The following is a 15102-nucleotide window of genomic DNA, read 5'->3' as shown; positions in this document are numbered from 1 at the left end:
AAATTTATGAAAAAACTGTTTGCACTTTGTGCCTTATCGCTGACAAATATGGCTGCTTGGGGTGGTTTTTTGACCAACTATAATGAGCCAAATACCAACAAATTATTGAACGCACTGGCAAACAATAATATCCACATCGTCCAGCTTGGCGACTCGCATACTGCAGGCGATAGCATGACGGACGCTCTACGCAACAATCTTCAGGAACGCTATGGCAATGGTGGCATGGGCTGGGCAATGCCAATGTACTTTAGCGGTCAAAGATTAGCTCGCTATGGCTATGACAACAACCAATGGACAGCCATTTCTAGTCGCCGCAATCAAAACGAAAATTACACACTTGGCGGTCTGATTGCCAAGCCCAATCACACAGGCAGCAGCCTAACCATTAAGTCCAAGGGCTATGAACCAACCCAAACCATGACAGTCAGCATCCGCCAAGCGGCCAATGATGGTGAGCTTATTGGTATTGACAGCGATGGCAACCGCTTTAGTATCGCCGCTCCCATCAAAAATAGCACTTGGCAACGAGTCAGTTTTGATGCCAAATTACCCTTTACCATCACTGCACAAGGCAGCGTCTCTGGCACTGCCATCGGTGGCTGGTGGGGCAAATCAAAAACCCAAACAGGAGCCATCGTATCAGCACTGGGCATTAACGGAGCTGAACTGTCCCACTGGAATCGTTGGAATGACACCGCTTGGCAAAATGAATTGGGAGAAATTGCCCCTGATTTGATTATTTTAGCCTATGGCACCAACGAAGGCTACAACAGCGTATCAGCAGAGCGTGTGCAAGCGGTGCTAAGCGAACGCATTCGCCAAATTCGCCGAGCCGCACCCAATGCAGCCATCATGATTGTCTCTGCACCCGAAGCACTGCGAAGCACTGGTGGTGGCTGTGGCACACGCCCAAGTGGATTGTCTGCCATTCAGCAGATTCAGCGACAAACCGCCCAAGATGAACAAACTTTGTTTTGGGATTGGCAAGCAGCAATGGGAGGTAGCTGCTCAATGATGAACTGGATTCGCAGTGGCAAAGCTGCCAAAGACGGCGTGCATTTTACCCACAAGGGTTACAGCGAGCTGGGCAATCAGCTGGCAGAAGACATCAAGGCACTGTCATACACCACGCCAAACAACAAAACCATTCAGCCAGTTCCCTACATCAACTATCGCCAACTGGATAATAAATAATCTCAAAAAACGGCAGTTGCACATAGCAATTGCCGTTTTTTACATAAATCATAACCGCTTATAAAGTGATTAACAAGCTGACAAAAACCGCCCCAGCAAAGCATTTACCGCCGCCTCGGTGCGTAAAATACGCCTGCCCAAACTTGCAGCCACCACCCCAACACTGGCAAGCAGCTCAATCTCATAAGGGATAAATCCCCCTTCAGCCCCAACCAATATAACGCTCGGCACACAAGAACTGCCAAACTGCCCAAAACCAACCTGTGCATACGGATGTGCCACCACCGCCTGCCCCTCACCAATCAAGGCAGGCAATTGATCCTCCACAAAAGGCTTGAATCGCCTAGCCAGTGTCAAAGTTGGCAATACCGTATCCACACCTTGCTGTAGCCCCTCGATAAGATACTCATCAAGCCGTGCCAAATGTGGCGATGACCAGTAGGATTTGTCAGTGCGAAAGCTATTAACCAGCACAATATGCCGAACACCAATCGCCGCCATATCCATCATCAACCGCCTTAATACCTTGGGGCGTGGCAGTGCCAAAACAACGGTCATCTCAAGTTTTGGTGGAGGTGGTGTGTCAAGATAAATATCTTTTAAAATCAATTGCTTATTATCAATTCGCTCAATTGTTGCCACACCCAGATTGCCACCAATTTCACCAACTTTTAGCTCATCACCAGCCTTAGCCCCCAGCACCGAGATGACATGATGAATGATTTTTTCATCATAAATACAAGCCTGTGGCTGGTAAGTGTTTTCTGCATTTTTATTAATAAAATTTTCAGAGTTTAATAAAATAACATTCATAAATTAACAACGCAGCTTATTCGTTAGGCGAAAATATCAATCATCATTGCCTTGCTCTTTTATGGCTTGTAGCACCAAGGACAGTTGCTCGAAGACCGCTTGTTGCTTGCTTGCAACCAACTCCGCTCCGCTCTCTCCCGTCCAGCGATACAGATACGCTTGCATGATTGCCTCAAACAGCCTAATCGCCACTTTATCATCTGTTGCATCAAGCTGTGCCAACGCACCAACGCGTTTTAATGCCCTCACCAATTCATGGCAATTGGTATCATAACTGCCAATAATCACAGGCTTGCCAAGGCTGGCTGGCTCTATCGGATTATGCCCACCCATCGGCACAAACGAGCCACCAACAACGGCAATATCTGCAAGTTGATACCAAGCCAAAAGCTCGCCCATACTATCTGCCAAATAGACCTGCGTATGCTCATTGATATTTGTCTGCTGCGATCGGCGTACCGTTTCAACCCCTGATTGCTGGCACAGCTGATACACCGCCTCAAATCGTTCTGGGTGGCGTGGCACCAAAATCAACAAAGCATTGGGCAATTGTTTGATGAGTGCTTGATGTGCGGCAATCGCCAACGCCTCCTCGCCCTCATGCGTACTTGCCATTACCCAAATATGCGTCTTGCCAGCACGCCCAAACTCCTGTGCTTTTTGTTCGGCAAGCAGCTGCTGGGCATAGGTCAGCTGACTGACACTTGCCCATTTTAAAGAATCAGCCACCGCCACTTTCTTGGCTCCCAGTGCCAAAAATCGCTCGGCAGAATCCTTATCTTGTGCGATTACACTGTCCAGATTTGCCATCATGGTCTTGCTTACTTGGGCAAATTTGGCATAACCTTGATATGATTTTTCGGTCAAGCGAGCATTTATCATCACAGTTGCGATACCACGGCGGCGGCAAGCATACAGTGTATTTGCCCACAGCTCGGTCTCAACAAACAGTGCAGCAACAGGATTTGTATGTGCCAAAAATCGCTCCAGTACCACAGGTCTATCCACAGGAACAAAACTGTGCGACACACTACCTGCTGCTATCTGCTCAGCAAACAACCGCTTAGCACGCTCAAATCCTGTCTGCGTTGTGCTGCTAATCCACAGCCCAAAACCATGCTCCAGCAACTTCTCCAAAAGCGGATATGCCGTATTTAGCTCGCCCAAAGAGACCGCATGGCACCAAATCACCCCCTTATCAGCCACAGGGACAGGCAAATACCGCACCGCAAATCGCTCATCAAGCTCCCTTTGGCGTGTCAATCGTGATTTGGATTTATAAGCAACCCACAGGCGATACAGGGGAGATAGCATCGCAATGGCAGCACGATAATACACAGGCGGCTTGGTGGCGATTGACATGGACGCTCCAAAGTTTGGCAAAAAAGCAATTGTAGCATTTTTCTTTAAACTTGCCCAACAATTAATTAAAAATATATAGATAGATAATATATTTTAAAAATCAGAAAAATTGGAAAAATTAAAATTTATGCAACAAATAATAATCAACAAGCGAGCCTGCCACTTGTTGATTATCAATAAAAACACATCAAACGGTCAGCATATTATCCAAAAACTCCAGTACATTTTTCGACTGTACTTTTTGTTTTAATTGCTCAAGATTGAACTGTGCCATCGCCTTGGCATCATCACCAAGCGTATACCAGCGAGCCAGTGCCGACAACAATCGTGCCGCCAAAAGCGGATTTGAACCATCAAGCCGCTCAACCGCCGATAGGTATAACGCCATGCCCTGCTGTGTCCATAACTGCACAGGTTTGGCAGCCAATGCTCCCAAAGTGGTACGCACACGGTTTGGCGTATTCCAGTCATAATCTTGACGCTGCATCAAGGCGGCAATATCATCAATGCTGGTACGGCTTGACAATGCCTGTGCATTAAACCAAGCATCGATCACCAAGTTCTCATTGGCAAATTTTTCATAAAAATTAGCAATGTATAGCGATTTTTTGCCCAAATCATGATTGATGATGGCGGTAAACGCCCCCAGTCGCTCACTCATGCAAGTTGCATTATCATATTGGTAATAGGCATCTTGTTCAGCGGTAGCATCGCCTGCCAGCAGACGCAAATCAAGCAACACATTGCGTAACAGACGGCGACCCCGTGCCAATGGTGTGTCTTCGTACGCCTGTATTGGCAAGGCTTGATACCATGTTGTCGCCTTATCCGCCAACGCACACGCAATCAATTTAATAAATTCATCACGGCGAGCCTTGACCGCCACAGGATCATAATCGCTGTCATATGCCATCGCCAGCTCTTTTTGACTTGGCACATCAAACAATCTGGCTGCCAACATCGGATCACAATCAAGCAGTTCATCTGTTACCGTTTTTAACAGCCCTGCAATGCTATCAACATTATCAAAGCTGCCAAACAACCAACGATTTACCAGAGTTTGCATGGCTTGCCAACGGTTAAATCCTTCGGTTTCAAACGACACCAAACGCACCAAATCCTCATCACTATAATCAAACTCCAGTCGTACAGGTGCGGAAAAATTACGCAAAACAGACACGACAGGGTGGCCACCTTCGGACAGCTGTATCCCATCAAAGACAAACTCAGCACTATCGGTGGTCAGTAGCAACATTTTTTCGGCAAGCAACTGCCCTGTATTGCTGTCAAAAATTGCCGTATCCACAGGAATTGGCAAAGCAACTGGTGCGTCATAATTTGGTACATGGCGAGTTTTTTGGGCAAGGCGAACCACCACCTTATCTTGTTCATATTGCACACCGCCTGACAGCACTGGTGTACCCGGCTGGCGATACCACGGCATAAATGCCAAAACTCGCTCGTCCGCCACCGACAACGCCGACAAAAAATCCTCCACAGTTACCGCTTGCCCATCATAACGGGCAAAATACTCATCGGTGCCTTGTCTGAATTTTTCTTTGCCCAGAAAATTGGCAAGCATACGCACAATCTCTGCACCTTTTTCATAGACCGTTGCGGTATAAAAATTATTAATCTCCACAAAGCTCTCTGGACGCACAGGGTGAGCCAATGTGCCAGCATCTTCGGCAAACTGTGCCGAACGCAATATCGCCACATCTTCAATGCGTTGCACCGCCTTTGAGCGAAAATCCCCCGAAAAACTCTGATCACGAAAAACCGTAAAGCCTTCTTTTAGGCACAGCTGAAACCAATCACGGCAAGTGATACGATTGCCCGTCCAGTTGTGGAAATATTCATGAGCAATCACCGCTTTGACATTAAAGCTTCGTTCATCGGTTGCCGTCTCAGGGCTTGATAACACGCAGCTGGTATTAAAAATATTCAAGCCCTTATTTTCCATCGCCCCCATATTAAACTGGCTGGTTGCCACAATCATATAGCGATCCAAATCATAGGCACGCCCATAATTATCCTCGTCCCACTTCATCGAATCTTTGAGTGCTTGCATGGCAACATGACACTTGTCAATATCCTGAGAAACCGCATAAAGTTCCAGCAAGACCTTGCGACCCCCGCTGGTTGTATAATGGTCTTGTAGCACCTGCAAATTGGCAATCACCGCTGCAAATAAATAACTTGGTTTTTTGGTTGGATCATGCCAGATGGTATAATGGCGGTCATCGCCAACCTCGCCTGCCTCCACCAGATTGCCGTTCGCCAACAAGGTTTTGAATGTTTTTGGTGCTTCTAGACGCGTGGTATACTCACTTAGCACATCGGGACGATCTGGAAAAAAGGTAATCTTTCGAAACCCTTCAGGCTCACATTGTGTAACAAACATCATCTCATCATCTAAGCCTGACTGATACAAACCCTCAAGCGTGGTGTTGGTCTGTGGCTTGATGATAACTTTGGTCTCAACAATCGCTCTATCAGGAGCATCAATCAGAGTCAAACTCTCCGAATCCAAGCGAAACTGTGCAGGGCTGAGCACCTCACCATTGACCGAAACCTGCTGCAATTGCAAATCTCGCCCAAGCAGTACCAGCTCACCTGCTGCCTGTCTTGTCATCTCAAGGCGACTACTAACAATCGCCTGTTGTTCATATAGGCAAATGTCCAAATCCACTTTCTTAACCGCATAGGCAGGTGGCGTATAATCCTTTAGGTAGATTTTTTGGGGTGTGGTTGCTTGACTCATAGTATTATCCAATTTATAAATATATAATTTAATAAAATTTATCAATAAACAGTGATTTTGACACGATTATGTGCCAAATGACCTATGGTAACAGACTTTTGAAATTTCGGCAACAAATGGACGAATCACTAAAAATATAAAACCACCACAATCAAAGTCTCACAAATGCAAAAATATCTTGTAAATTTGTTATAAATTTGTCATTATATAGCCATCTGAAACAACTTTGCACAATTGTGCGTATAACGATTAATATTTGTTAATAAATACAAAAGGTGTTTTTATGCCACATTTAAAATTTGCTCTTGCAGGCCTTGCCTTGGTGGCCGTGATGACAAGCACAGGTTGTGCCCATAAGCCAACTGGCAATGTCGTTGTTGCACCAAACGCCCCAACAGGCTACACAGGTGCTGTATACAACCCAAGCAAACCTTTGGTCGAAAATAGCGAAGCGGTTAAAACTGCAGCAGCAGCCCTGCCAAGCCTTGTTCATTTTGATTTTGACTCTGATGTCATCAAGCCACAAGCTGCAGCAATCCTAGATGAGCATATTAAGCTATTAACCGCCAATCAGACCGCTCGTGTGTTGGTTGCAGGTCATACCGATGAGCGAGGTGGTCGTGAGTACAATATGTCGCTGGGTGAGCGTCGTGCCGCTGCTGTGCGTAGCTATTTGACCAGCAAAGGGGTCAGCGATGCCAATGTTGAGATTGTCAGCTTTGGCGAAGAACGCCCCGTTGCCACTGGCTCAACCGAAGAAGCATGGTCGCAAAACCGCCGTGCCGAGCTATCATACTAAACAGCTAACGCAATACTGGCTTGGTGGCATATCCATCGAGCAAGTATCTGCATAAATTTGGCTGTCGCTCTGCATGACTGCGTGTAGTTTGCACAATCCTACCTTTGCCTTGTTGCATGACAAGGCAGTCATTATCGCCCATGCCTATATCGCCAAACCAAACACCAACAAAGCACAACACAAACGCCAACAATCTGCTTGCGTGCGTGCTTTATTATCAAAAACTTTATGCAAATTTAATATCACCGCCAAGCTGCAAGACACGCATCTGCCCTATCGGCTTATCGGCGGTCGGCATGGTTTTGTGAGCTTTAGCCATTCTGGCAATCAGGTCGCACTTATTATCAGCCCCACGCCCTGTGCCATTGATATCGAAATCCACCCAGTCAGCCCTGCCATTGCCAATCGCTATTATCACCCCAATGAGCTTATGCTCATCAACCAAGCCATCGCCAAACAATCACTGATTGCTGCATTATGGCGAATCAAAGAATGTTGGATTAAGCTGTATCACGGTCGCTTGCACGCAGGTCTTGGCGTTGATTTTTCGGCAATGACTTTGCCTGATGCCAGCACACAGTTACAACTGGTGCGGACAAGTGTAGCAGCTGGGCATTGGGTTTATCATCAGCCCAGATTGCAGCTGAATGCGATTTTTGCCGATGATAATGTCGCCTTTGCTTAATATTAATTGGTGTTTTTATTAAAAATATATTAATTATTTTTTAATATTTATCTTATTTTGCTTTTTTATTCTAAAATTGACTGCTTGATGGCAATATAACTGCCATTTGCCATACTACTTTGCCTGATGATAATTCTTAATTTATCTATAAATTTTTACAGCTTAATCAGTAAATATCACACCAAAATACAATCAATGTCATTGCCATTAAGAACTTATACAAAGCCAAAAAAAGACAGTGCGATTGCACTGCCTTTGCTATTTATCAGAAGATTTCTGATTTAGCGATTAGAAGCGATAAGTTACGCCAACTTTTGCAATTGGGAACCAGTTTGCATATTTTTTCGCTTCGATGTCGCGTTCAGCTTGATCAGCCAAAGCAGATGTATTGGTAATGGTACTGTTATCAGTTGAAGTTACAACACGATTGCTCACATTGTTGATTTGAGCGTCAACCTTGCCTAGATAAGTTGCACCAATTTCACCGAATACACCCCAGTTGTTGTTAATGTTTGGACGGAAGCCAACAGTCAAGTAAGGGGCAAGTTTGTTACGATGCTCAAGTTTACCTTCTAGCACGCCAACATCGTTTTGATCGTATTCTTTACCACCGATACGGTAAGTGCCATTGCTTTGTGGGTTAGCTTTTACTTCGATTTCATTGTCAGGCACGATTACGCCAGCACCAACGGTGAACCAGTTGGCAGCAGGACGCATTTGTACGCCTAGGTATGGGTTAGAAAAGTCGGTTTTTACTTGGTAGTTTACGCCATTGGCATCGAAGTTATCATTGATGCTAGAAGCGATGTTACCGCCAGCCCAACCAGCTTGTAGTTCGGTGGTATCATTCACCGCCCAAGCGATGTTTGCACCATAACCCAAAGTACCAACTTCAGCACTTACTGCTGCTGGCTTGGTTAGTGTTTTGAAAACTGTGCGAGTACCATTAGCAACAGCGGTGCCAGTGTTAGTGATAACATTTGCCATCGCAGAAGTTGATAGTAGTACTGCAGCAGAAATTACAGACAATTTTACAGCTTTCATTGCTTTCTCCTAAAACGATGCACCGAAGGCACATCTTGTTATTGATGGTTACATTTTAATACGATTGCTCGCTCAATGCACCAGTGTTTTTATGGTATTTTTATGTAATTGTGTAAAAAATGATTGCTTATTGTTCAATCATTTTTCTATCAGACAAATTGCTGTGAGTATTGTTACAATTTATTACAATTTCACCGCAACGCCCACAATTCAACCAAAAACTGTGGCATTTTACCATAATTTGGCAAAAAATCCAGCCAGTCAGCCGATTTTTTGTGAACGCTTGGTTCATGCCAGCTATTCTCGCACCAGACGAATATCATAACTGCGTAATGGCTTGATAAATAAGACACTATCAGTAGCAGGCTCTGAATCACTATTATCAGCCTGCACCACCATAAGCCATTCGGCAGTCGATGCTGCATTGGCGACACTGTTGTCCGTTAGGCATTTTATCGCTTGATGCTGATACATGGGCTGCGTTTGGCAAAACCGCCCGTTGTTTGCTGGCATTGCCACCACAAACAGCTGAACATGGATATATTGCCATGTGTTTGGCTGGGCTGTGGTATCATCAGGCTGTTCGGCTGTTGGCAGTGTTATATTGGCAGCCTGCCACTGCCGAACCAAAAAATGCGTCTGCGGCAGCCTCTTGGCATATAACCACTGCTTTGTTATTACCGTATCACCGCCACAAGGTGCCGACTGCTGACCAGTCAAATTCTGCCGTATGTCCACCTGCCTACTGCCAAAATTCAACAGCCCATCGCACGAGGTCATCTCAACCATCTCATCATCAGTTGTGATAATGGTGTTTAGCCAAGTTTGCGGACTTTTCGCCTCATTGACCAACTCATCTGGTGATAATCGCCAAAAACCCTGAACCATCGTATCAACACTGACAAATAGCGACTGCTGACGCCAATTTAACCAAGCACTGCTTGTATTTACAGCATTTTGATTGATAAGCCAAGTTGTCAGCACGCTCATGAACAGCAAGACAATCAGCACAACGAGCAGTACAAACCCCGATTGCTTCTGATAATATCCCATCATGGCACCTGCTGTTTGACATTGACAAACATTACATCTGCTGTATGTAAGCGGCGTGCGATACCATCTGCTGGCAAGCGAACAGGCTTGACAAAAATCTGCACCAACTTGCTTGATTGATCAACAGATAAATCACTCCTGGCACGGCTGATGATGGCAAATTTTATCCCAATAATAGGAGTTTTGGTTGGTTGATTACGATAATCATCAATGGATATTTGGCGAATTTGTCCCGCTTGCATGGTTAATAACTGCACCCAAAAACCATCAATATCTGCCATAATCACCGTGCCTGCTCTATTTTGTGTGCCAGCACCTTTGAGCTGATAGGGTTTGCGTATCGCTGGCTGATTTTTTAGGTGGCTTTTTACCTGCTCATCAATCACCGCATTGGTATACATACTGCCACGCCTATCCCGACTGCCATCTCGCTCAATTGAATCGGTGATATAGCGAGCCGCATCACAACGCAATGCCAAGCCATCATCATCGCTGCTGACAAAATAACGCTCGATAACCACCTGCCCATCAACCATCACAAGCTCACCATTGGTTAATCGCACCCGTCTTGGCCCAAGCACCAAATCACCCTCACAATCATACATATCCATCGGTGCAACATAGCGTATCGTCAGCTTATCCGATGCCGTCATGCCTTGGGTTGCCTGCCCATGATTGGATTGGGTCAAAAATCGTGTGGACAATGCACTGCCGCCCTGTGTCAGCCCTGTCAGCTGTGCAGGGTCTATCAGCACAGCTTGGGCATAATCATCATCTATGCCAAGCCCTGCCAAACGCAGCTGCTCAACCAAACCTGCTACACCATAAAGCTGCTTATCCATTAATATGGCAGTGTTATCAGTCCAAGTGGCAATTTTTAGGCTCTGTGCATACATTGCTGCTGCCGTCAGCACCACCAATGTGCCAATCGCCAAAGCCACAACCAACTCAAGCAGTGTCAGCCCTCGTTCAGCATTCATAAGCCACCCATGATTAAGCAATCTGCACTGGCTGTACTCGCCAGACGAGCTTGACAATCATACCCAGCAAAAGCAGCGCTGCCCCACATCGCCACCCAACAATAGCCCGAAGGGCAGGTTGTCGCTGTGATGACCACATTGGCTTGTGCAGCGGCATTGGCAGTCTGAATTGCCAATGATTGAGCATAGGCATCAGCCGAGCAGCCCTGATAACAATCCATGCGAGGTGCTTGTGCTGCCCTGCGATATTCTTGCAATGTCGTGGCACTGCTGGCAATTTGCGACAGGGCAAGCCGATAACTGCGTTTTTGATTGTCGTCAAAATTACGCAACGCATGATAATCATTATTAATCAACTGTACTGCTTGAGATTTTAAGTCCGCCGAGCTGCTACTAATCAACAACCTACCCTGCACCAACAACAGCCCCAAAGCCACCACAGACAATAACAACAAAGCCATCAGCACCTCAAGCAAACTGCTCCCTGTCGACTTTTTGTAGATTTGCTGATAAATTCTTGCATTCATCGCTTGGCTCCATGCTTGGGCGTGCCATGTGCCAAACAAACTCCAAGCAGGCGAACCTTGTCATTTTGCCCACGAAGCAGTCGTGCAACAGACGCCATCGTCGCCCCTGTGGTTAATACATCATCAAAGATAATCACCTGACAAGCAGGAATCGCTTGGCGCAAATAAAAATCCATTGTGTTGTTTAGTCGCTGCTTGCGATCCAGCCCTCGCTGGCTTTGGCTATCGTCATGCCGTGCTACACCTTGCCAAATCGGTAGGCCCCAGTGTTTTGCCAGACATTTGGCAAGTATCAGCACAGGGTTGAATCCACGCCTACGAATGCGGCTTGTGGTGGTAGGTATGGGCAAAATGACTGTGTTTTTTGCATGACACCCGATTGGCTTGGGCAGAGTCATAATCAGCCCATACAGTGCCAATAAGGCGGTTAATTGCTCATTTTCTTTAAATTTTTTAATAAGAAAATTGATAGGATATTGATAATAACTGATGGGATAAACTCGCAACCATGCCGCCGCAACATTGTCAGATTGATTGGCAGATGGCCGACCGTCCAAATCACCAACCATGTCAAGCGGTATGGATTCTGGAGCAAGTTTGGTGGCAATCCGTGCCATGCAATGCTGACAAATCAGCTGAGCTACAGACTGACGCTGACCACAGATACTGCAATGACGATGCAGTCTGTATAGCCAAACCGCCATTTGATAATGCACATACTGCACCGTCCAAACCACAGGGTTGTCTGGTGCAGATTTTTGCCAAATTGGGCTTTTATAATCCATCATGCAAGCCGCCTTTGTTTAGGTTATATCAAATTACAAGCCCATCCAGTCATTTAACATCAAGCCTATGCCAATGCTGGTTGCGTTATGATTGTAATCAATCAGCGACTGTCCATAGCCCTTGAACAACTGCACATAGCCACTGACACCTTTACCCAGTGGACGCACATAGTCAAGCTGCAATGCACCTTTGCTGGTTGATGGGTTATAACGCATCAAGCCTGAGATATTGCTCTTATTTGGCAATTGATACAAGAATCTAACATCGCCATAGCCATAATAATCCAAGATATCTGGATTGTCATCAACTTGTCCATCACTGCCTTTGGCAACGCGAGCCCAAAGGCGTGGCATGACAGTCAATTTACCCCACTCCATACCCGCCATCAGATAAGCACGATTCCACGAGCGGGACAATGGATTGTCCTCACCATTTGAGTGATGCACGCCACCAACACCCAGCATACGCAGCTTACCCCCAAAAGGCAGATTGGAGTACACAGGCTGTGTCAAAAACAGCTCTGGCTGGTAATCATGAGAGCGAAATGGTCGCGAGTTATCCTCATTATACACCTGCCAATGCGATTGCTGGGTGTAACCAAACCACAAATCAGCATCTGTACCCAACAAATTCTCTGCCGCCTTAACCTTAAACGACAGCTGGAATTTTAGTTCCATGGCTCGCATATCATTGGTGCTAAAATGTTGCGTGCTTTGTGTTGGCGTGCTGGGGTCTCGATTTGGTTTGGCATTTAAATATAATGGCAAAATATACATGGGGTTATGCGGACGCGTTGTCCACAATGGTGTATTGTTGCGATCAAGGTCAAATGCCAAACTAAGTGGCGTGAATTTTTTGGCGATTTGTTCCAGTTGCTCGGTTTGCTTGTCTGATAATTGATCATTTTGCTGTCCATCAAGCAAAGTAACCGTCTCGGTCTCGCTGTACACAACCTGCGGATTGCCCTTGATGGTCTGCCACAGCGTATCGCCAAGTTTGATTGGTCGTTTTGCTTGAGTGGCAGTTGGTATATCGCCCTGCATCAGGGTGTCATAGCACGCCAAACGCATGGCATCTTGTGTTAATGAGGCACAATTTATCAACATCGTCTGCATATCCGCTGGCGAGCCAACATCTGCACTGACCGCCTCAACCAATGGCTCAGGCACGCTGATAGCTGTCTGCTTGGCAGTTGGCTGCTGTGCTTGCTCAATTTGTTCAGCTGACACAAGAGGCTCGCTTGTTGCCTGCTCTGTCAGCAAAACAAATGGTTTATTTTGCACCGTCTCTGTAGGCAGCCCCATCGGATTTGGTACAGCATACGCCATCGGCACTATGCCAAAACCCGCCAAAACAGACGCTGATAAGGTAGAAAGTGAAATTTTCATCATAACCACTCTATATTACATTGATAATAAATTAACAACAAATAAAAGCAAATAAGCCAGCTTGTATATTATTGATATCGCTGCCCTTGGTGATCAATGTAGCCATCTTGACGGCGTGCCGCTGGGTCTTTGTGCGTCCAATGCACCACACCGCCTTGTTTGGTGTATTCATATTCACCATAAAAATCCACCCAATCGCCTTGTTTGAGCGTGTCAATGCGTGGTGCCAAATCAATATTGTGTGCCATCAATACTGTTTGCTGCACACCCTCCAAGCGAACAATAAATCGCTGATGGCGACTGCCTTTTGTGTCGTCTTTTAGCACTGATTTTACCACACCACAGCCACGCACTTGTACATCTGATTGCTGCTTGGCAAAACTTTGCTCAATCTGCTGATTATTACACAATGCCGATTTTGGTGCAGATTGCTGACAGGCACTTAAACCAACCGCCATGCCAGCAATGACAATGGCAGTGGTCAAAATGGCAACTGTCCGCTTTGGATGCACAGCATTCATGGCTTAACGCTCACCCAAGCCCTCTGACAAGGTCTTGGTAATTGGCTTGGTCAGATAAGACAGGACGCTACGCTCCATTGCCTTAATATCAACACTGGCAGTCATACCAGGACGAATGACGATATCTTCAGCACGCCCATCAAACTCCGCTCCCGATATACGAATCTGCACGCGATAATACGGCTGCTCGCCCTGCGGTGTCTGCTCTGTCAAAGTGTCTGGACTGATATAGAAAACTTCCCCATTCATCGCACCAAAGATTGAATAATCATAAGCATCTAGCTTGACGCTGGCGGTTTGCCCTTCTTTGACATAGGCAATATCGGCAGGACGCACTTTTGCCTCAACAACCAAATCACTGTCGGTCGGCAAAATCTCCAAAATTACTTCACCAGGCTTAACCACACCGCCAATAGTAGTAACACGGATATTTTTCACCTTGCCTTCAGTTGGGGCAAATAGGCGTTTTTCTTGCAATACTTGACTGCGATCACGAAGCTGCTCTTGTTCAGACTGCAACTCTTCTTGAGCCTTGGTCATCTCGGCTTGAGCGTCCTCAAAATACTTGTTGCGTTTGTTGGTAATCTGTGCCTTGATATCAGCAACTTGGCGACGCAGACGAATGACATCAGCCTGACTGACATCACCATAAGCCAGCAATGGTTCATTGAGCGACAATTCCTGCTCGGCAAGCGACAACATCTGCTCAAGCGAGGCAATCTCTTGCGAAATCGCTTGGCGGCGACGATTGTACAGTTCCGTCTGGTTCTGTACATATTCAGGATACCGTTTGACACTTTCGGGAAATTGCAATGGGCGATTTAAGATTTCTGCCTCTAGGCGAATCACTTTTGCTTGCAGTGCAGCAACTTTCACCGCCGAATTATCCACCGCTGCCTGTGCACGCTCCTCTTCTAGCACAAGCAAAAGCTGCCCACGCTTCACATCTTCACCTTCTTTGACAAGCATTGATGACAAAACGCCGCCATCAGAGGCTTGGATTTCTTGCGTGCGAGAGCTGGCAATGACGGTCGCTGATGCTCGAGTAACCTGATCAATCTTGGCAAAATATGCCCAAGTTAAAAGCACAACCACCGTAACCAGTGCCGTCCAAATAATAATCCGTGCCCGCTTAGAGTTGGGCTTGTGTGGCTGATAACGATATGAATTTGACATTATAAAT

General features: G+C 46.2%; 14 protein-coding genes. 3 read left to right on the top strand and 11 right to left on the bottom strand.

Going from position 1 to position 15102, the window contains the following annotated elements; translation table 11 throughout:
- Window positions 1-6 precede the first annotated feature (6 nt).
- A complete protein-coding gene (locus EL162_RS04935) occupies window positions 7-1197 on the top strand; it encodes an SGNH/GDSL hydrolase family protein (RefSeq protein ID WP_126330524.1) in 1191 nt (396 codons plus the stop codon).
- A gap of 69 nt (window positions 1198-1266) precedes the next feature.
- On the opposite strand, the gene EL162_RS04930 is transcribed toward EL162_RS04935, so the two are convergent.
- The 3 genes from EL162_RS04930 to pepN form a co-directional block, all read right to left on the bottom strand.
- Window positions 1267-2010, bottom strand: coding sequence for a 16S rRNA (uracil(1498)-N(3))-methyltransferase (locus EL162_RS04930; RefSeq protein WP_126330522.1), 744 nt, complete (start codon window positions 2008-2010; stop codon window positions 1267-1269).
- A 36-nt stretch (window positions 2011-2046) separates the two neighbouring features.
- On the bottom strand, window positions 2047-3372 hold the full coding sequence (locus tag EL162_RS04925) for a 3-deoxy-D-manno-octulosonic acid transferase (protein WP_126330520.1): 1326 nt from the start codon (window positions 3370-3372) through the stop codon (window positions 2047-2049).
- A 187-nt stretch (window positions 3373-3559) separates the two neighbouring features.
- A complete protein-coding gene (pepN, locus tag EL162_RS04920; protein WP_126330518.1) occupies window positions 3560-6136 on the bottom strand; it encodes an aminopeptidase N in 2577 nt (858 codons plus the stop codon).
- Window positions 6137-6419: 283 nt separating this feature from the next.
- On the opposite strand from pepN, the gene pal reads away from it, so the two are divergent.
- A complete protein-coding gene (pal, locus tag EL162_RS04915; RefSeq protein WP_076554300.1) occupies window positions 6420-6935 on the top strand; it encodes a peptidoglycan-associated lipoprotein Pal in 516 nt (171 codons plus the stop codon).
- A gap of 73 nt (window positions 6936-7008) precedes the next feature.
- Window positions 7009-7620, top strand: a complete 612-nt coding sequence (locus EL162_RS04910; protein WP_126330516.1) for a 4'-phosphopantetheinyl transferase family protein — start codon at window positions 7009-7011, stop codon at window positions 7618-7620.
- Window positions 7621-7908: 288 nt separating this feature from the next.
- Here EL162_RS04910 and EL162_RS04905 read toward each other — a convergent pair whose 3' ends face one another.
- From EL162_RS04905 to EL162_RS04870, 8 genes are all read right to left on the bottom strand, one after another.
- Window positions 7909-8664, bottom strand: coding sequence for a hypothetical protein (locus EL162_RS04905; RefSeq protein ID WP_126330514.1), 756 nt, complete (start codon window positions 8662-8664; stop codon window positions 7909-7911).
- Between the two features lie 297 nt (window positions 8665-8961).
- Complete coding sequence (locus EL162_RS04900) at window positions 8962-9720, bottom strand: hypothetical protein (RefSeq protein WP_126330512.1); 759 nt, start codon at window positions 9718-9720, stop codon at window positions 8962-8964.
- Window positions 9717-10697 carry a PilW family protein gene (locus EL162_RS04895; protein WP_126330510.1) on the bottom strand — a complete coding sequence of 327 codons (981 nt, stop codon included), beginning with the start codon at window positions 10695-10697 and terminating at the stop codon, window positions 9717-9719. Before EL162_RS04895 ends, EL162_RS04900 begins: the two co-directional genes overlap by 4 nt.
- Window positions 10694-11224 carry a pilus assembly protein PilV gene (locus EL162_RS04890; RefSeq protein ID WP_126330508.1) on the bottom strand — a complete coding sequence of 177 codons (531 nt, stop codon included), beginning with the start codon at window positions 11222-11224 and terminating at the stop codon, window positions 10694-10696. Before EL162_RS04890 ends, EL162_RS04895 begins: the two co-directional genes overlap by 4 nt.
- A complete protein-coding gene (locus EL162_RS04885) occupies window positions 11221-12012 on the bottom strand; it encodes a ComF family protein (protein WP_126330507.1) in 792 nt (263 codons plus the stop codon). Before EL162_RS04885 ends, EL162_RS04890 begins: the two co-directional genes overlap by 4 nt.
- A 30-nt stretch (window positions 12013-12042) precedes the next feature.
- Window positions 12043-13401, bottom strand: a complete 1359-nt coding sequence (locus EL162_RS04880) for a phospholipase A (protein WP_227543438.1) — start codon at window positions 13399-13401, stop codon at window positions 12043-12045.
- Window positions 13402-13466: 65 nt separating this feature from the next.
- On the bottom strand, window positions 13467-13919 hold the full coding sequence (locus EL162_RS04875; RefSeq protein WP_076554286.1) for a DUF3465 domain-containing protein: 453 nt from the start codon (window positions 13917-13919) through the stop codon (window positions 13467-13469).
- A 3-nt stretch (window positions 13920-13922) separates the two neighbouring features.
- Complete coding sequence (locus tag EL162_RS04870) at window positions 13923-15095, bottom strand: HlyD family type I secretion periplasmic adaptor subunit (RefSeq protein WP_126330505.1); 1173 nt, start codon at window positions 15093-15095, stop codon at window positions 13923-13925.
- Between the last annotated feature and the right edge of the window lie 7 nt (window positions 15096-15102).

Origin of the sequence: Moraxella cuniculi (assembly GCF_900637105.1) — a bacterium.
Lineage (GTDB): Bacteria > Pseudomonadota > Gammaproteobacteria > Pseudomonadales > Moraxellaceae > Moraxella > Moraxella cuniculi.
Note: the sequence above shows the minus strand (reverse complement) of the source record. Positions and strands in the feature narration are given on the sequence as shown.